11 protein-coding genes are annotated in these 18366 nt (G+C 73.6%); all 11 read right to left on the bottom strand.

From position 1 onward, the window contains the following. Positions 1-153 precede the first annotated feature (153 nt). Positions 154-2370, bottom strand: a complete 2217-nt coding sequence (locus ABVB68_RS16635) for a DUF5107 domain-containing protein (RefSeq protein WP_353601795.1) — start codon at positions 2368-2370, stop codon at positions 154-156. A gap of 431 nt (positions 2371-2801) precedes the next feature. After that, entirely contained in the window at positions 2802-3353 is a 552-nt protein-coding gene (locus tag ABVB68_RS16630; protein ID WP_353601794.1) for a GNAT family N-acetyltransferase, read from the bottom strand. A gap of 179 nt (positions 3354-3532) precedes the next feature. After that, positions 3533-4456: a S66 peptidase family protein gene (locus ABVB68_RS16625; RefSeq protein WP_353601793.1), complete on the bottom strand. Its 924-nt coding sequence runs from the start codon at positions 4454-4456 to the stop codon at positions 3533-3535. Beyond that, positions 4453-6423, bottom strand: a complete 1971-nt coding sequence (locus ABVB68_RS16620; RefSeq protein WP_353601792.1) for an LpqB family beta-propeller domain-containing protein — start codon at positions 6421-6423, stop codon at positions 4453-4455. Before ABVB68_RS16620 ends, ABVB68_RS16625 begins: the two co-directional genes overlap by 4 nt. Positions 6424-6425: 2 nt before the next feature. Then, positions 6426-7730: a M20/M25/M40 family metallo-hydrolase gene (locus tag ABVB68_RS16615; protein ID WP_353601791.1), complete on the bottom strand. Its 1305-nt coding sequence runs from the start codon at positions 7728-7730 to the stop codon at positions 6426-6428. Then, complete coding sequence (locus tag ABVB68_RS16610) at positions 7723-8556, bottom strand: M55 family metallopeptidase (RefSeq protein ID WP_353601790.1); 834 nt, start codon at positions 8554-8556, stop codon at positions 7723-7725. The genes ABVB68_RS16615 and ABVB68_RS16610 overlap by 8 nt, the downstream gene beginning before the upstream one ends. A gap of 257 nt (positions 8557-8813) precedes the next feature. Further along, the gene (locus ABVB68_RS16605) at positions 8814-9533 is read right to left on the bottom strand and encodes a methyltransferase domain-containing protein (protein ID WP_353601789.1); all 720 of its coding nucleotides are present in this window, start codon (positions 9531-9533) and stop codon (positions 8814-8816) included. A 264-nt stretch (positions 9534-9797) separates the two neighbouring features. Continuing rightward, positions 9798-12266 (bottom strand): excinuclease ABC subunit UvrA, encoded by a 2469-nt coding sequence (gene uvrA / locus ABVB68_RS16600; protein WP_353601788.1) that lies wholly within the window; start codon positions 12264-12266, stop codon positions 9798-9800. Positions 12267-12610: 344 nt separating this feature from the next. Further along, positions 12611-15055: an ATP-binding SpoIIE family protein phosphatase gene (locus ABVB68_RS16595; RefSeq protein ID WP_353601787.1), complete on the bottom strand. Its 2445-nt coding sequence runs from the start codon at positions 15053-15055 to the stop codon at positions 12611-12613. Between the two features lie 167 nt (positions 15056-15222). Then, positions 15223-17643, bottom strand: a complete 2421-nt coding sequence (locus ABVB68_RS16590; RefSeq protein ID WP_353601786.1) for an MFS transporter — start codon at positions 17641-17643, stop codon at positions 15223-15225. A gap of 152 nt (positions 17644-17795) precedes the next feature. Further along, the gene (locus ABVB68_RS16585) at positions 17796-18239 is read right to left on the bottom strand and encodes an SRPBCC family protein (protein ID WP_353601785.1); all 444 of its coding nucleotides are present in this window, start codon (positions 18237-18239) and stop codon (positions 17796-17798) included. Positions 18240-18366: the final 127 nt, after the last annotated feature.

Genomic DNA, 18366 nt, shown 5'->3' with positions numbered 1-18366 from the left:
CGACCGGCCGGGCTGAGCCGGCCGAACTCGGGCCCCCACTCCACCGGCTGGGCTGAACCAGCCGAACTCCGGCCCCCACTCCACCGGCCGGGCTGAACCGCCCGACCTCCGGCCCGCACTCGACCGGCTGGGCTGAACCGCCCGGACCCGCGCTCAGGCCGGGTCCGGGCGCATGCGGAAGTCGTAGCGGGCGGGCAGGGGCCCCTCGCCGAGACGGGCCCAGAGCCGGCCGATCACGTCCGCGCCCTCCCTGAGGTCGGCGACCTCGAAACCCTCGTCGAAGACGGCACGGGCCCGCGCGGCCCGGCCCTCGGCGAGCAGCAGCTCGGCCTCGAGCAACCGGAACCGGCCGCGCCGCCGGACGGCGCCCGGCAGCCGGTCCCACACCGACCGGGCCCGTGCCGTGTCCCGGACGCGGAGCAGCGCGTCGAGGGCCTCCCGGCCGAGCGCGGCCACGGCGGCGACCCAGGCCTCCTCCTCGCCGCCGCCTTCGTTCAGACCGCCGCCGTCGTTCCGGCCCCCGCCGCCGCTCCGCTCGCCCCCGCGGTCGTTCCAGTCACCCGCGCGGTCGTTCCGGTCGCCCTCGCCGCCGCTCCAGTCGCCCCCGCCGCCGTTCCGGTCGCCCCCGCGGTCGTTCCGGTCGCCGTTGCCGCTCCCGTCACCGGCGTGGCCACTGCCGTCCCCCTCGATCTCGCCGCCGTCGGTCACGCGGGGGTCGCTCACGTCGTCCAGGCGTCGCGGCAATGTGCGGCACAGGTCGTCGAAGGCGGCCGCATAGCGTTCGGCGGCCCGTTCGTGGTGGTCGGTCTCCTGGTCGGCGACGGCCAGGCAGCGCAGCAACGGCCACGGGGAGGACGCGCGCACGAGGCCGCGTTCCCAGCTACGGACCGCCTGGGCGCGGTCGCCGGCGTGCCACTGGGCGACACCGAGGTGGTACTCGGTGTGCGGGGTGACCCGCGCGGTCTCCAGCATGTCCCGCCAGTGCGGCGCGACCAGGGTGTCGCCGGGCGGCGCCGCCCGGTCCGGCTCGGGCAGGGAGCCGGTGCGCAGCAGCTCCCGCCAGGGCGCCTGTGCCTCGCCGAGGGTGGACTCGGCGAACGGCGTACCCGGCAACTTCCACCCGTGGCACAGGACTTCCAGCGCGCCCCAGCCGGAGCCGACGGCGAGGGTCTCACCGGGTTCGGTGTCGGCGCCCGGCCGCCACGCGGCGTAGGCCTCCTCGACGCGGGCGCGCGGCAGCGCGGCCTCCAGGCGTTCCTCCGCCTCCCGGACGGCCCGCTCCCACGGTCCGCCGGGCGGCGCGGCGAGCGGCCCGTAGGCCTCCAGCCAGGACACCTCGCTCTCCGCCTCCAGCCGGACGTGCTCGAGCTGGGTGCGGGCGAGGCCGGCCTGGATCTCGCAGTAGCCGCCGGTGCCGGGCTCGGTCAGCCACTCCTGCCAGCGCCGGCCGCCGGGACCGCTGCCCCACACGAACAGTTTGCGGCCGCGCAGCACGTCGGTGGACGTCTGCACCAGCCCGTGCCCGTCCGCGTCCTGTGCGGCGATCCAGCGGCGGCGGCCGTCCGGGACCTCGTAGAAGTAGTCGGCGGCGTACGGGCTGTTCATCGGGTAGGTGCGGTCCAGACCGTCGTACGACGGAACCGGCACCCGGCGCAGTCGGCGTTCGTAGCCGAAGTGCCAGGCCTCTTCGGCGGGGGCCAGGACCCGGCGGTCCTCGGGCACGGCGATGTTGGACCACCAGTAGGCGGGCGCGGGCCGCTCGTGCGGGTTGCGGACGCGGACGCCGACGTAGAGGAAGTCCGAGCCCTCGGGCAGCCACAGATCGACCTGGAAGGGCAGGTCGCGCAGTCGCTCCCACTCCCACAGGCGCAGCATCTCGCCGCCGTCGGGGGCCGGCACCCGGGCGGCGTGCAGGGGCGCGCAGGAGAGGGTGGTGTGGCCGGTGGCGCCGATGTTCCATTCGATGCCGCCGGAGTACCAGGCACCGTTGAGGGCGAAGTTGGCGGGCTGGAACACCGGGTTGCGGTAGAGGAGTTCACGCCGGGTGGGCAGGTGGAACAGGGAGACGATCCGGCCGCCGAGGCCGGGCAGGACGGTGGCGCGCAGCCGGTCGTTCTCGATCACCAGCGCGTCGAGGGCGCGGGCCCGGCGGGTTCTGCCGTACCCGTCCCGTATCCGCACCGGCAGCAGGCTGTGCAGCGGCTCGTAACCGAGCTGCCGGGCCATGTCCCGGGGCATCTCCTCGCGTTCCCGGTGGTCGATGCGGTGCACCTCGTCGAGCGGGCGCAGTGGCGGCAGGGGGTTGTCGGGCCCCAACCGCGCGGCGGGCAGGGCCAGTACCTCACGTCGGATCCTCGTCACGATGACCATGGAACCCGGCGTCGCGGCCGTCGGCCAGGGGAGCTGCCGGTCAGGATTCCGCAAAGGCGCTTCCGGTGGGCCCGGCCGGAAGCGCGGCCACCTGCCGTCAGGACCGAGGCCGATGCCCGTACCGAGACCGGCACCGTCCACCGCCGATGCCCGCGCCGAGACCGGCACCGCCCACCGCCGATGCCCGCGCCGAGACCGGGACCCCCCACCGCCGATGCCCATACCGACACCCGCACCGCCCCACCGCCGATACCCACACCGAGACCGGCACCCCCACCGCCGATACCCACACCGACAACGGCGCCCCCACCGCCGCTGCCCATACCGAGACCCGCACCGCCCACCGCCGATGCCCGTGCCGTAGCCGCCGTCCGTGTCGTTCGGTGTCAGTGCCGACGTGTCGTGAGCGCGCCCGCGCCGCCGGGAGGCGGTCAGCCGGCGGGGCGCATCTCCGTGGTCAGGGCCCAGCGTTCGTGGTCGCGCCAGGCTCCGTCGACGTAGATCATGGCGGGCGAGAAGCCCTCCAGCCGGAAGCCGGCGCCCCGGGCGAGGGCGATGGAGGCGGTGTTCCCGGGCTGCACGTTGATCTCCAGCCGGTGCAGGCCCAGCGGTCCGAACGCGTGGCCGACCACCAGGTCCAGGCCCTCGCGCATCAGCCCGCGTCCGGCAGCGTGCGCGAAGGCGCCGTAACCGAGGGCGCCGCACTGGAAGGCGCCCCGGACGATGTTGTTGATGTTGATGTACCCGGCGATGCCCCCGCCGTCCTTCTCGCACACCAGGAAGCCGGCCTTGGCCGGGTCCTCGATCAGCCGGCCGGCGTACTCGGCGTAGGACGCGTCGGTGTCCGGCGGGAACAGCCACGGCCGGTGCAGGTCCTTGCTCTCCCGGGTCCGGGCGATGAACTCGGCTCCGTCCTGGAGGGTGAAGTGGCGGATGGCGGCGCGAGGGCCCTCGGCGAGGAACGGGGACGGAGTGTGCGGCATCCGGCCAGCCTACGACGTGCCGGGGACGGCGTCCGCCGGGTTGCGCCCGCACGGGTAATGCCCCGCACGGCCGCCCGTACGGGCCACGCCGCCCGCGGGCCGGTCCGTACGGGCCACGCCCCCCCCCGTGGGCTGGTCCGTACGGGCGGGGTGCCACCCGGCCGGGCCGGCGCGGGAGGTCAGCGCAGTGCCGGCTGGTCCAGCGTCAAGGTCCCCGCGTCCGCGTCCAGTTCGGCCGCCACGCCGAAGGGGACGGTGCGGGCTCCCGCGCAGTGGCCGAACCCGACGTCCTCCAGTACCGGAACACCGAGCGAGCCCAGCCGGTCGGCCAGCAGGGGACGCAGCTCGGCGTGGTCCGCGCACTCCTCCCAGGAGCCGAGCAGCACCCCGCGCACCCCCTCCAGCCAGCCGGCGCGCAGGAGCTGGGTGAGATACCGGTCCAGCCGGTACGTCTCCTCGCGCACGTCCTCCAGGCACAGCAGCCCGCCGCTCGCCGAGGGACGGGCGTGCGGGGCGCCGCGTTCGGCGGCGAGCAGGGACAGACAGCCGCCGAGGGTGACGCCACGGGCCCGTCCGGGCACCAGGGGCGTGCCGCCGGAGGCGATGGTGCGGACCGTCTCCGGGGCGAAGAGCGTGGCCCGCAGATGCTCCTGCGCGCCCGCGTGCTTGATGAAGTCGATGCCGGCCGCCATCGGCCCGTGCAGCGTGGCCAGCCCCAGCCGGGTGGCGAAGGCCTCGTGCAGGACGGTGATGTCGCTGAAGCCGACGAGGATCTTCGGTCCGACCGCCCGCATCGCCTCCCAGTCGAGCAGGTCGACCATGCGCTGCGCCCCGTACCCGCCGCGGGCGCACAGCACCGCGTCCACACGGGGGTCGCACCAGGCGTTCTGGAAGTCGGCCGCCCGGTCGGCGTCGGTGCCGGCCAGGTAGCCGAACTCGTCGTGCCGGTCCAGGACATGGGGTCCGGTCACCGGGTCGAGGCCCCAGCCGCGCAGCACGTCGAGGCCCGCCTGCAGCCGCTCCTCGGGTACCGGTCCGCTGGTGGCGACGACGGCGACCCGGGCACCGGGGGCCAGCCGGGCCGGCCGCAGCAGTTCCTTCACGGGCGCAGCTCCACCTTCGGGATCCGAGGCTCCGGGTCGAGCCCGAACACCTGGGCGTACAGGGACAGTTCGGCCTCCAGGGCGCGGATCATCGTGTCGGCCCGCCGGAACCCGTGCCCCTCCCCCGCGAAGGTGAGGTAGGCGTGCGGCACGCCCCGGCCCGCGATCCGGGCGAGGAAGCGTTCGCACTGGGCGGGCGGGCAGATCACGTCGTCCAGGCCCTGGAGCAGCAGGAAGGGTGCGGTGAGCCGGTCGGCGCGCGCGGTCGGCGATCGCTCGGCGTACCGGGCCGGCACCTCGGAGAGCGGGCCGATCAGCGACTCCAGGTAGCGGGACTCGAAGTCGTGGGTCTCCCCCGGGCCCCAGGTGGTCAGGTCCAGGACGGGGTAGATGATGGTGCCGCAGGCGTAGAGGTCGGTGGTGGTCAGGGATGCGGCGGTGGTCCAGCCGCCGGCGCTGCCGCCCCGGATGGCGAGCCGGGCGGGGTCCGCGGTGCCCTCGTCGGCGAGGGCGCGGGCCACGGCCGCGCAGTCCTCGACGTCGACCACGCCCCACTGCTCGCGCAGCCGCTCCCGGTAGGCCCGGCCGTATCCGGTGGAGCCGCCGTAGTTCACCTCGGCGACGCCGATGCCCCGGGAGGTGAAGTAGGCGATCTCCAGGTCGAGCACGAGCGGCACCCGGCTGGTGGGGCCGCCGTGCGCCCAGATGACGTAGGGCGGCAACTCACCGTCACCGGACGTCCGTTCGGGATGGTGCGGGGGGTAGACGTGGGCGTGCACCTCGCGGCCGTCGGGGCCGGTGAAGACGCGGATCTGCGGCTCGGGGTAGTAGGCCGGGTCGACGGGGTCCCGGTGCCGGGCGCCGATCGCCCGGGCGCGCCCGGTGCGGGTGTCCAGTTCGACCACCTCGTGGGCGGTGCGCGGGCTGGCGCCGACCGCGACGATCCGTTCGCCGTGTGCCGCGAGCGTGGACGCGAACTCGGTCCACGGCCCGGCGGCGTCGACCACTTCTCCGGACTCCGGGTCGAGTATGCCGAGCAGGGTCGATCCCCGGCCGTGCACGACCGCGATCAGGCCGTTGTCCAGCGGCGCGAACCAGCGCAGGCCCAGTTTCCACAGCGGGCCGGCGAACTCCTCCTCGCGCGGGCACAGCGCGACGCCGTCCCGGTACAGGTTCCACCAGCCGTCGCGGTCGCTCGCGTACAGCAGACGGCCGTCCGTGGACCATTCCGCCTGGGCCACGGCCTCGTCGGGGCCGCCGGCCGCGGTGCGGACCGAGTGCAGGGTGCCGTCGGCACCGACCTCGGCGACGAGCAGTTCGGTGCCGTCCCAGGGCATCCGCGGATGGTCCCAGGCGAGCCAGGCGGCCCGGCGGCCGTCGGGCGAGAGCCGGGGGCCGGTGACGAACCGGTGCCGTTCGCCGGTGAGTTCGCGAACGGCGGCCCGGTCCCCGGCGGCCGAGCCGTCCAGCGGTACGGCGGCCAGGACGCGCCGCAGGTCTCCCGGTCCGTCCCCGGTGAACTCCTCCAGCACGCACCACACCTCACCGCGGGCGAGGTCCACCTGCGGCTCCGCCCAGCGCAGTCCGCCGCCCACCGGGGAGAGGGGGGTCAGCGGTCGCGGCTCGCCGCCGGGCTCGTACCGGTACAGCCGCTGGTCGGCGAAGTGCGTGAACACCACCAGGGGGCCGTCGTCCGTCACCACCCCGGTCCACGGCCGGCCGCCGTACTCGATGACGCGGCTGCGCACGTTCCACGGCTGCGGCAGCACCGACTCCTCGGTGCCGTCGGCGGTCCGCCGTACCAGCGCGCGCCGGCCGCCCTCGGCCGGCCGCGGCTCGGTCCACCACACCTCGTCCCCGACGAAGCCCACCCACTCCGGATGCCCGTCGTGCGCGGCGGCCAGCGCCGCGTCGATGGGCGAGGGCCAGGAGCCGTACGCCGACTTTCGCACCTCGTCCCCCCTCATCCCTAGGCCGTCCGCAGGAAGCGGTCGAGGACCCGCACACCGAAGTGCAGCGCGTCCACCGGCACACGTTCGTCCACGCCGTGGAACATCGCCTGGTAGTCGTATCCCTCGGGCAGCTTCAGCGGGGTGAAACCGTAGCCGGTGATGCCGAGCCGGGAGAACTGCTTGGCGTCCGTGCCGCCCGACATGCAGTACGGCACCACGTGCCCGTCGGGCGCGAACTCCTCGACGGCGGCCCGCATCCTCGCGTACGTGGGCGAGTCGAGCGGGGCCTGGAGCGCCACCTCGCGGTGCGCGAACTCCCAGGTCACGTCCGGGCCGGTCAACCGGTCGAGGGTGGCGCCGAACTCCTTCTCGGTGCCCACCAGACAGCGTCCGTCGACGAAGGCCACCGCCTCGCCGGGGATGACGTTCAGCTTGTAACCGGCCGCCAGCATGGTCGGGTTGGCGCTGTTGCGGACGGTCGACTCGACCAGTTTGGCGGCCGGGCCGAGCTTCTCCAGGAGCCGGTCCACGTCCGCGAAGTCGGGCTCGATGCCGTACAGGGCGGCGAGTTCGGTGAGCGCGGCCCGCACGGTCGGGGTGAGCCGCAGGGGCCACTCGTGCTCGCCGATCCGGGTGACGGCGGCGGCGAGCCGGGTCACCGCGTTCTCCTTGTTCACCTTGGAGCCGTGTCCGGCCCGGCCGTGCGCGGTGAGCTTGAGCCAGCCGGTGCCCCGCTCGCCGGCGGCGATCGGGTAGATCTGCCGGCCGGCGCCGTCGTGGAAGGTGAAGGCACCGGACTCGCTGACGCCCTCGGTGCAGCCCTCGAAGAGCTCGGGGTGCCGGTCGGCGAGGAAGCCGGAACCGTCCTCGGCGCTGGCCTCCTCGTCCGCGGTGAACGCGATGACGAGGTCCCGGCGGGGCCGTACGCCCTGCCGGGCCCAGGACCGGACGACCGCCAGGATCATCGCGTCCATGTTCTTCATGTCGACGGCGCCCCGGCCCCACACGACGCCGTCGCGGATCTCGCCGGAGAACGGGTGCACGCTCCAGTCGGCGGCCTCGGCGGGCACCACGTCGAGGTGCCCGTGCACGAGCAGCGCGTCGGCCGACGGGTCGGTGCCCTCGATCCGGGCGACGACGTTGGTCCGGCCCGGCGTGCGCTCCAGCAGCAGCGGGTCCAGGCCCGCTCCGGACAGCCGCTCGGCCGCGTACTCGGCCGCCGGCCGCTCCCGGCAGTCCCCGCCGCCCCGGTTGGTGGTGTCGACGCGGATCAGGCCGGAGGTGAACTCCACGACCTCGTCCAGGGCCTGCTGGTCAGCCATACTGCTCCTCCACGGCGGCGGAGACGATCGTGGTGACCGCCTTGAACGTCCGGATCCCCTCGAACATGGTGGCGCTGGTGTACGCCACTTTCCGCTCCCCGATCCGGGCGACCCCCGGGACGACGGTCGCGGCCATCGCCAGGTGCTCGGCGTCGAACTCGACGGCGACGGTGAACGGCCCGGCCTGCGCCGGCTGGTGACGGGCCGCCAGCCGGGCGGCCTCCTTGGCGGCGGAGCGGATGTCGGCCGCGGTGCGGGCCGGGGTGCGGCACACCGCGGCGTAGCGCGACACATGGTCCTTGACGGCGACCTTCAGCGCCTCGGGCGCGTAACCGAGGGCGTCCTCGCAGGCCAGGTCGTCACCGGTGACGAGCACGACGGGAACGCCGTACTCGGCGACGACATGCGCGTTGAGCAGGCCCTCGCTGGCGCGGACGTCGTCCAGCCACACCCCGGTGATCTGGTTGGCGAGGTAGGTGTGGGCGAGGACGCCCTCCATGCCGGCGCCCGTGTGGTAGCCGATGAACGCGATGCCGTCGACGTCGCCGTGCTGCACGCCCTCCACCATGGACAGCTCCTTGTGCCGTCCGGTGAGCATCTCGACCCGTTCGTCGAGCCGCTCCAGCAGCAGGTTGCGCATGCTCCAGTGGGCCTCGTTGACGAGCACCTGGTCCGCGCCGCCGTCGAAGAAGCCCTGCGCCGCCGCGTTCACGTCGGAGGTGAACATCGAACGGCACCGCTCCCACTGCGGCGTCCCCGGCAGTACGTCGCCCGGCCAGGTGACGCCCGTGGCCCCCTCCATGTCGGCACTGATGAGGATCTTCATGCGGCTTCGTTCCCTCGCGGTTCAGCGGCTTGCCGGCCGGCCGGTGACAGCGGTGTGCGACACAGCGCGGTGAACCGTGCGGCGGTGACGGGGATCTTCATGGTGCTTCACGTTACGCGCCGACGGGGGAACTTCCTACGAGGCGGAAAGGGCTCGGCGCCGGCCCCGTGTCCGCTCGTGCGGCGCGACCGCCGCACCCGGGCCGCACCGGACCGTGCCGGTGCGGCTCCGGGCCGGCCCGGAGCCTCAGGCGGCGGTCACTTTCCGGCCAGTATGAACCAGCGGGCCGGCAGGTCGATGCGGGTGCCGTCGGCCAGGTGCTCGGTCTGCGGCACCACCGTGTCGCCGGTCGCGAGGATCTCCAGGCCGGCGTCGGACAGCAGGCGCGGGACCTCCTCGTCGCCGGCGTCGGCGGGCTTCAGCCCGTGGTGGAAGACGCGCTGCAGCTTGGGTCCGGGACCGTCCGGCTCGGACGCCGCACGCGCCAGGACGTCCCGGGAGGCGGAGGTGAGTTCGACGACGAACGCGCGCCCCTCGCTGCCGATGATCTCCGCTACGGCGGCGGCCACGGCCGGACGCGCGGCCGGTTCGCTCTGGTGGATGACGGCCCGCATGTAGACGTTGCTGTCGCCGAGCCGGTCGTGCAGCGTGCGTACGGCGTCGATGTCGGTGAGGTCGAGCTGCTGGAACTCCACGGTGCCGTCGCCGCCGGCGCGGCGGGCGTGCTCGACGGCGGCGTGCGAGAGGTCGACACCGACGGCGTGGGCGAACCGGGTGGCCAGATGGCGGGTCTGGGTGCCGTTGCCGCAGCCGAGGTCGACGATGGTACGGGAGGCGTCCGCGTGCGACAGCAGCAGTTCGCTGTGCGGTCCGGCGGAGAGAGCGGGGTCGGAGTCCCAGATCGCCTCTCCCCGCGCGTCGGAGGTCGCGCTCCAGTAACCTTCCCAGTTCTTGCGGTAGTTGTCCGAGACGTGCATGCGATCTCCCAAGGTCGGTTACTTGATCGGGATATCGCGTCGGGCCGGAGTGGGGCAAGGGGCCGGCGGCCACGTTCCTGAGAACCGGGCGTCACGGCCGCGCGGGGGGCCCGGAGTACGTCGTGCTCCCCGCCCACCGGCATGCGGCCGGGGCCCGTGATCCGGGCGATCTGCGGTGCGATCGGCATCGTCGTCACGCCGGCCGGCCTGCGCGCCGGGGACGGCCGGGACGACCCGCCTGGGACCTCCCCTCTGGCGCCGTCGTCACGAGCGCGCGAGCCGGGCCGCGAGATAGGGCGCCGTGGCGCTGCGGCGGGCCCTCGCCACCTTGGCCGGCGGCCCCTCCGCGACCACCCGCCCGCCCGCGTCGCCGCCGCCCGGCCCGAGGTCGATGACCCAGTCGGCGGTGGCGATCGTGTCCAGGTCGTGCTCGACGAGGACGACCGTGTTGCCGGCGTCGACGAGCCGGTGCAGCTGTCGCAGCAGCAGCGCGATGTCCGAGGGGTGCAGCCCCGCCGTCGGCTCGTCGAGCAGGTAGAGCGCGTGCCCGCGGCGGGCTCGCTGCAGCTCGGTGGCCAGTTTGATGCGCTGCGCCTCACCACCGCTGAGTTCCGTCGCGGGCTGGCCCAGCCGCAGGTACCCCAGTCCCACCTCGCGCAGCGTCTCCAGACTGCGGGAGGCGGCCGGGACGGCGGACAGGAACTCGGCGGCGGCGTCGACGGACAGCGCCAGCACCTCCGCGATGTTCTTGCCGCGGTAGGTGACCTCCAGCGTCTCGGCGTTGTACCGGGCGCCATGGCAGGTCGGGCACGGCGCGTAGGTGCCGGGCAGGAACAGCAGTTCCACCGCGACGAATCCTTCGCCCTGGCAGGTCTCGCACCGCCCCTCGGGCACGTTGAAGGAGAACCGCCCGGCCGAGTAGCCGCGCGCCCTGGCCTCGTCCGTCGCCGCGTACAGCTTGCGCACCGCGTCGAACATGCCCGTGTACGTGGCCAGGTTGGACCGGGGAGTCCGGCCGATGGGCCGTTGGTCGACCAGGACCAGCCGGTCGAACGACTCGACCCCCGACGCGTCCTGGACGTCGACCTCCAGCCGCGCCTCCTCGGGCTCCTCGGGTACGACTCCGAGGTGGCCGCGGACGACCTCGGCGAGCACCTGCGTCACCAGCGTCGACTTTCCGGAACCGGACACGCCCGTCACCGCCGTCAGGACGCACAGCGGTACGTCGACGGACACGTCACGCAGATTGTGCCGGGAGACGCCGCGCAGGTGCAGCCAGCCGTGCGGTGTGCGCGGGCGGTGGTCGAGCGGCTGGGCGCGCCCGAACAGGTACTGGCTCGTGGCCGACTCCCGGACCCGCTCGAGACCGGCGACCGGGCCGCTGTACAGCACGCGTCCACCGCCCTCGCCCGCGCCGGGGCCGATGTCGACCACCCAGTCCGCCCGCCGTACGACGTCCATGTCGTGCTCCACGACGAACAGCGAGTTGCCCGCCGCCTTGAGGCGGTCCAGCACGTCCAGCAGCGGTTCCGCGTCGGCCGGGTGCAGGCCCGCGGAGGGCTCGTCGAGGACGTAGACGACGCCGAACAGCCCCGAGCGCAGCTGGGTGGCGATCCGCAGGCGCTGCGCCTCGCCGGGCGACAGGGTCGTCGAGCGGCGCCCGAGGCTGAGATATCCCAGGCCCAGGTCGAGCAGTACGTCGATGCGCGCGACCAGATCGCCGCAGATCCGGACCGCGACCTCGGTCGTCTCCCCGGATCGGGCGGTCGACGTGGTGGCGTCGGCCTTGGACCGCCTGGCGACGGGCCGCAGCAGCGCCACGACCTCGGTGAGCGGCATCGCGTTGATCTCGGCGATGGATCGTCCGGCGAAGGTCACCGCGAGCGCCTCGGGCCGCAGTCCGCTGCCGTGGCACTCGGGGCAGGGCACGCTCCTGACGAACCGGAGCGCGCGTTCGCGCATCTTCTCGCTCTTGGAGTCGGCGAGGACGTGCATGACGTGCTTGCGGGCGCTCCAGAACTTGCCCTGGTAGCCGTAGTCGATGCGGTCCTCCTCCGGCTCGATGTACACCAGGGGCTGCTCGTCCGTGTACAGCAGCCAGTCCCGGTCCCTCTTCCTGAGCCTGCGCCACGGGCGGTCGATGTCGATGCCCAGGCCGTTCACGACACTGCGCAGGTTGGCGCCCTGCCAGGCGCCCGGCCAGGCGGCGATCGCCCCCTCGCGGATGCTCAGCGAGGGGTCCGGGACGAGCAGGTCCTCGGCGACGTCGTGCACGACGCCCAGTCCGTGGCACACCGGGCAGGCGCCGGCCGCGGTGTTGGGTGAGAACGACTCGGCGTCCAGCCGTGTGGCCCCGGGCGGGTAGGTGCCGGCGCGGGAGTACAGGATGCGCAGCAGGTTGGACAGGGTGGTGATGGTGCCGACCGTCGAGCGTGAGCTGGGCGACCCGCGTCGCTGCTGCAGGGCCACGGCCGGTGGCAGTCCGGTGATCTCCTGCACGTGCGGTGCGCCGACCTGTTGCAGCAGCCTTCGGGCGTACGGTGCCACGGACTCGAAGTAGCGCCGCTGGGCCTCCGCGTAGAGCGTGCCGAACGCGAGCGAGGACTTGCCCGAACCGGAGACCCCGGTGAAGGCGACCATCGCGTCCCGCGGAAGGTCGACGTCGATGTTCCGGAGGTTGTTCTCACTGGCACCCCGGACATGCACGAAGGGGTCGCTCGCGTCCTTGTTCACCGTTTCTGATTACCTCATCGCGCCGGGAACCGCGCGACAGGCGCCGTGACCGGGTGCCGCTCGCAGGAGCGTCCGGAGAGTCCCGGCATGAGCCGCTTCCGGCGGACATCCGGGTGCCGCACCGTTGGCCCGTACGTGGGCGTGAAGGGAGCTCTGTCCCCGGGGCCGCCCCCTTGGCCCACGAGGCCGATCGTCCGGCCGAAGCCTTGTGGGAGCCCCCGCCGCGCAGCGACCGCCCTACGCGCCCCCTCCCGATCGGCCGCGGCCGGGGATCCCCCGAACCGGTCGGGGTGCTGGCCCGCCCGCTGCCGACGCCGGCCCGAGATCCGGTCTCGACACCCGGCCTAGGTGACGGCCTGCTCGATCCAGACGGTCTTACGGTGCCCGGCGGCGCTGGCGCCCCACTCCCGGGCCAGCCGGCTGACCACGCGCAGTCCGCGGCCCGCCTCGTCGTGCGGCTCGGCGGCGATCATCGCGGGCAGGGCGGGCTCGTCGTCGGTGACCTCGAACAGCAGTGCGTCGGTGCGGACCACCCGCAGCCCGATCCGTTCGCTCCGCGCGTGCCGCAGGGCGTTGGTGACGACCTCGCTGACCAGCAGCTCGGCCGTCTCCACCGCTTGGGGCAGGTCCCACGTCATCAGCTGTTCGCGGACCAGCCGGCGGGCCCGGGACGCCTCGCGCGGATCGGAGTCGAGCCGCCACTCGGCGACGTGGTCGTCGGGGATGCCGTTGAGGCGCGCCATGAGCAGGGCGACGTCGTCCTTGCGGCCGCCGTGTGTGTTCAGGGCGCGGATGATGGTGTCGCAGGCGTCGTCCATCGAGGCGGCGGGATGGGCGGCGGACTCGCAGAGCGCGGCGAGGCCCTCGCCGATGTCGGAGCCGCGCACCTCGACCAGGCCGTCGGTGCACAGCACGAGCCGGTCACCGGGGGCGACCTTGACCCGGATCGCCTCGAAGGGGACACCCCCGACGCCTATGGGGGCACCGGTGGGCAGCTCGATGAGCTCGCTGCCGCCGTCCTCGGCGCGGACCAGGACGGGCGGGATGTGCCCGGCGTTGGCGAGGGTCAGGTCGCCGCGGATCGGGTCGTAGACGGCGTACAGACAGGTGGCGAGGTAGTTGTCGCCGAGCCGGCGGGCCAGGTCGTCGAGGTTGCGCAGCAGTTGGGCGGGCGGGGTCTCCATGGTGGCCATGGTCTGGACGGCGGTGCGCAACTGTCCCATCATCGCGGCCGAGTTGAGGCCGTGGCCCATGACGTCGCCGACCACCAGGGCGGTGCGCGAGCCGGGCAGTTTGATGGTGTCGAACCAGTCGCCGCCGATGCGGCCGAGCCGGGTGCCGGGCAGGTAGCGGGTGGCGACGTCGCACCCGGCCATCCGCGGGCTCACCTGCGGCAGCATGCTGTCCTGCAGGGTGTCGGCGACGTTCTCCTGGTAGGTGTACATGCGGGCGTTGTCGAGCACCAGGCCCGCCCGGGCGGCGAGTTCGGCGCCGGTGGCGCGGTCCATGTCGTCGAACGCCGGACGGTCGGGGCGGCGCATCAGCACCATGAAGCCGAGGACGACGTTGCGCGCCTTGAGCGGGACGATCAGCAGCGACCGGCCCCGGATCAGCGGCCGGAGGTCGCGCTTCTCGAACTCGCCGGAGATGCGCTCGGACAGTTCCTCGGTGACCCTCGGCACGAGGACCGGCTCGCCGGTGACCATGCACTGGTAGAACGGGGTGTGCTCGGGGAAGGCGAACGCCTCGCCCACCGGTGTGGTGTCGTCCCAGCGGCCCGGTTCGTCGTTGTGCTCGACCCACACCCGGAACATCACGGTGCTGGCGTCCGGCGGGCCGTCCGGGAAGCCCTCGCCCGCCAGGACGGCGGCGCGCAGGTGGGTGCCGGCGAAGTCCGTGAACCGGGGGACGGCGGCGCTGGTGACCTCGCGGATGGTCTCGCCGAGGTCGAGGGAGGAACCGATGCGGGAGCTGACCTCGTTGAGGAACTCGAGCCGTTCGCGTACGGCGGCGTACTCGAGGTCCTGTCGGGCAGCGGACGGCAGCAGGGGCGACGCCGCCCGCTGCTGCGGTACGGCGGCCTCGGCGCGCAGGCGTCCCGCACGGCGCGGCACACCCCAGTACGGGGTCACGGGCACCCGGTCGAACTGGCTGAACTCCAGCACGGGATAACCCAGTTCGAGGATCTGGGAGACGATGCGGCCGCTGAGGCCCGGACCCATGTTGGGCAGGATCTCCGGCAGGCGCCGTGCCAGCTCGTCGGAGGCGGGCAGTTCGGTGTGGCGGGCGAAGCCGGGCGAGATGCGTTCGGCGGTCTCGTCGTCGTAGCCGCGCTCGTCGCGCAGCCGGGCGGCGTCGGCGGCCAGCACCAGCAGCCGGGAGGAGCCGGGGCCGACGAGCGGGTAGGCCCACCAGAGCACGTCGAGCCGGTCGCCGTCCGCTGTCCGCCGGTGCGGCTGGAGGCGGGCGCGGCCGGCCGTGGCGTAGGCGGCGTGGCCGCCGAGCGAGACCTCCAGGTCGGGGCCGAACCCGTCGTACTCCTCGTAGGGGTCGGGCGTCGGGGCGCCCTGCAGGTCATCGGGGAGGGCACCGGAGACCGGCAGCAGGTCCGCCGCGGGATGTCCGACGGCATCCTCCCGGGTGGCGCCGAACAGCCGCCGCGCGCCGCTGCTCCAGTGGGACACCAGCCCGTCGCGGTCGACGACGACCACCGCCAGCGGAATCCGGCCCGCCGGGGTGTCGCCGCCGTCGCGCCCGGGAGGCGTGTCCCGCTCGCTGCCACGGTCCATGACCCAGGCCCTCTCTCCCCCACGGCTGTTCGTAAACGATCTGTGCCGCTCGCCCCTACGGTACGGCGGCGGCCGGTGGCGATGTGTGGCAATCCTGGAATTGGTTTCACCCCGGCGCACCGGCGCGCGGCCCCGCGCCGTGCGGGCGCCCCCGCCCGGCGCGCTCCTCAGTCCTCGTGGCCCAACTGCAGGTCCCGCTCGGTGCGTCCGCCGCCCGCGACCTGCAGCACCGTGGCGACCGGCGGGTAACCTGCGGCGATGACGGTGTACTCGCCGGAGGAGAGATCGACGAACCGGAACGTTCCGTCGGGTCCGGTCGTGAGGGTGTCGACGACGTTGCCGGCGGCGTCGAGCAGCGTGACCCGCGCGTCCTCCACCGGGCGGCCGGCGCTCGCCCGGACGGTGCCCTTGAGCACCGCGCCGCCCGCGAGTTCGACGTCCTGCCGGGTCTCCCGGGAGGCCTGCACGGTGACGGGCAGCGCGGCGGGCCGGAAGGCGGGGGCGCTGGCGGCCAGGGTGTATTCACCGGCCACCAGCTCGGTGATGACGTAGCCGCCCTCGCGGCCGCTGCGGGTGGTGGAGACGACCTCGCCGTGCACGTTGGTGAGGGTGACGGTGGCGTCCCGGACGGGGCTGCCGTCGGCGGTGAGCACGCTGCCGGCGAGGCGTCCGGCGCCGCCGAGCACGACGTCGAGCTCGACCGGCCGTTCGCCGACGGTGACGGAGACGGCCTGCGGCTGGTGGCCGCCCGCGGCGGCGATCAGCACGTAGGCGCCGGAGCCGGGGGTGCTGAGCGCGTACCGTCCGTCCTCGCCGCTGGCGCCCCGGCCGATCTGCTGACCGGCGACGTCGATGAGGGTGAGGGCCGCCCGGGGCACCACGGTGCCGTCGGGGTGCTGCACGGTGCCGCAGACGGGGATGCCCGCGGCATAGGGCGAACGGGCCTGCGGGATGGACGCGTTCACGGTCTCGGGTTCCGTTTCGGCGGTGTGGTGGGACACCAGTGGTTTCTCCTTGAGGAAGAAGGCGATGAGCAGGCCCGCGGCGAGCACCGGGACGAGGTAGAGGAAGATCCGGGGCATCGCGTCGGCGTAGGCGCGGACGTAGGCGTCGCGCAGGGCCGGCGGCAGCGCGTGGACGAGCTGCGGGGTGATGGAGTCGGGGTCGGGCAGCCGGGTGCCGGCGCTCGGCGGCAGCTCCTTGCGCAGGGAGCCGGCGAGCCGGTCGGCGAACAGCGTCCCGAAGATCGCGGCGCCGACGCTGCCGCCGATCTGCCGGAAGTAGTTGTTGGCGCTGGTGGCGGTGCCGAGGTCGGCGGGGCGCACGGAGTTCTGCACGGCGAGGACGAGCACGGGCATGACCAGGCCGATGCCGGCGCCGAGGACCGCCATCCAGATGCTGTACTGCAGCCGGGGCGTGTCGGTCTCGAGCCGGGACAGCAGCCACATGCCGACGGTGGAGACGGCGCCGCCGAGCACCGGGAAGATCCGGTAGCGGCCGGTGTGGCTGATCAGCTGGCCGCCGATGACGGAGGCGCCGACGATGCCGGCCATCATGGGCAGCATCAGCAGCCCCGACTCGGTGGCGCTGGCCCCGTCGACCATCTGCAGGAAGGTCGGCAGGTAGCTGGCGGCGCCGAACAGGGCGACACCGATCACGAGGCCCACCAGGCCGCTGACGTTGAAGACCGAGTCGCGGAACAGCCTGAGCGGGATGAGGGGTTCGGCGGCGAAGCGCTCGGCGACCAGGAACAGGACGACGGAGGCGACCGCTCCGGCGCCGAGCCCGAGGATCTGCTTCGAGCCCCACGCGTACTCGGTGCCGCCCCAGCTGGTCAGCAGGACCAGGCAGGTGGAGGCGGCGGCGAGCAGGAGCGCGCCGGGCACGTCGAGACGGCCCCGGGCGCGCGGCTTCGGCAGTTTCAGCACGGCGGTGACGACGGCGAAGGTGACCAGTCCGAAGGGGACGTTGATGTAGAAGCACCAGCGCCAGGAGAGGTGGTCGGTGAAGTAGCCGCCGAGCAGCGGGCCGGCGACGGAGGCGAGGCCGAAGGCGGCGCCGATCAGGCCCATGTAGCGGCCGCGCTCGCGGGGCGGCACGATGTCGGCGATGATCGCCTGCACGCCGATCATGAGGCCGCCCGCGCCGACCCCCTGGATCGCGCGGAAGGCGATCAGCTGGTCCATGGTCTGCGCCCGGCCGGCGAGCGCCGAGCCGGCCACGAAGACGGCGATGGCGAACAGGAAGACGCTCTTGCGGCCGACCAAGTCGCCGAGCTTGCCGTACAGGGGCAGGCCGACGGTGGAGGTGAGCAGATAGGCGGTGATCGCCCAGGACATCCGGTCCAGGCCGTGCAGTTCGCCGACGATCTTCGGCAGCGCGGTGGCGACGATCATCTGGTCGAGCGCCGCGAGGAGCAGGGCGAGCATCAGCCCGAGGAACACCAACCGCACGCGGCGCGGTTCCAGTTCGGGGGCGGGTGCCGGCGGGGGTGCGGCGGCGGCGGTCTCGGCGGCTCGCTCCTCCACGGCCGATGCCGCGGCCGGCGCCACGACCGGGTCGTGCTTCACCAGAGTCGTCCCGCCCACGTTCCGCTCCCCTCGTCACACCTGTCACAATTCCCGCGTAAGGCGACAACTGTTGACAACTGCGGCGAGTTACGGCATCGCCGGGGATGGGGCGGGGATCCACCCGAACCGGTGAAGGAGTGCAACACCCCTTCACCGGTGGGAGCTTGGACCTACTTCTCGACCTCGGCGGCGAGGTTGGCGAGCAGGGCGTCGTAGATCCGGCCGAGGCCCTTGGGCGCGAAGGTCTTCTCGAAGAAGCCGCCGATGCCGCCCGCGCCCGTCCAGGTGGTGGTGACGACGACCCGGGAGCTGCCCTCACCGGCCGGGGTGACGCGCCAGGTGGTGACCATGGAGGAGTTGCGGTCCTTCTCGACCAGCTCGCCCTCGGTGGGCTCGCCGACCTCCAGCAGGCAGTCGCGCACCCGCTTGCTGGTGGCCTGGAGCTTCCAGTGGACGAGGGTGCCCTCGCCGTCGCCGCCCTCGCGCACCTCGTACTCGATGAACTGCTCGGGCATCAGCTTCTGCCGCGTACCGCGGTAGTCGGCGAGGGCGTCGAACACCTTCTCCGCGTCCGCCGCGACGACCCGCTCCGTAGTGGCCTCGACCTGCGCCATTGCGTTCCTCCAGGACCTGTGTGCTCGGGGTGGAGGCAAGCCAACCACCCCGGTGCCCGGCCGCCCAAATCGGTACCCGCACGATCATGGGAACAGATGTTCTATTGTGGGGCCGAGACCTACCGAG

Origin of the sequence: Streptomyces sp. NPDC096012 (genome assembly GCF_040426375.1) — a bacterium.
Taxonomy (GTDB): domain Bacteria; phylum Actinomycetota; class Actinomycetes; order Streptomycetales; family Streptomycetaceae; genus Streptomyces.
This window is presented reverse-complemented; position numbering and strand designations above follow the sequence as displayed.

Bases quoted from the DNA above. Each gene is read 5' to 3' on its own strand.
- ABVB68_RS16615 (WP_353601791.1), bottom strand. From the start codon at position 7,730: ATGGCTGACCAGCAGGCCCTGGACGAGGTCGTGGAGTTCACCTCCGGC.
- ABVB68_RS16610 (WP_353601790.1), bottom strand. From the start codon at position 8,556: ATGAAGATCCTCATCAGTGCCGACATGGAGGGGGCCACGGGCGTCACC.
- ABVB68_RS16585 (WP_353601785.1), bottom strand. From the start codon at position 18,239: ATGGCGCAGGTCGAGGCCACTACGGAGCGGGTCGTCGCGGCGGACGCG.
- ABVB68_RS16635 (WP_353601795.1), bottom strand. From the start codon at position 2,370: ATGGTCATCGTGACGAGGATCCGACGTGAGGTACTGGCCCTGCCCGCC.
- ABVB68_RS16620 (WP_353601792.1), bottom strand. From the start codon at position 6,423: ATGAGGGGGGACGAGGTGCGAAAGTCGGCGTACGGCTCCTGGCCCTCG.
- ABVB68_RS16595 (WP_353601787.1), bottom strand. From the start codon at position 15,055: ATGGACCGTGGCAGCGAGCGGGACACGCCTCCCGGGCGCGACGGCGGC.
- ABVB68_RS16630 (WP_353601794.1), bottom strand. From the start codon at position 3,353: ATGCCGCACACTCCGTCCCCGTTCCTCGCCGAGGGCCCTCGCGCCGCC.
- ABVB68_RS16605 (WP_353601789.1), bottom strand. From the start codon at position 9,533: ATGCACGTCTCGGACAACTACCGCAAGAACTGGGAAGGTTACTGGAGC.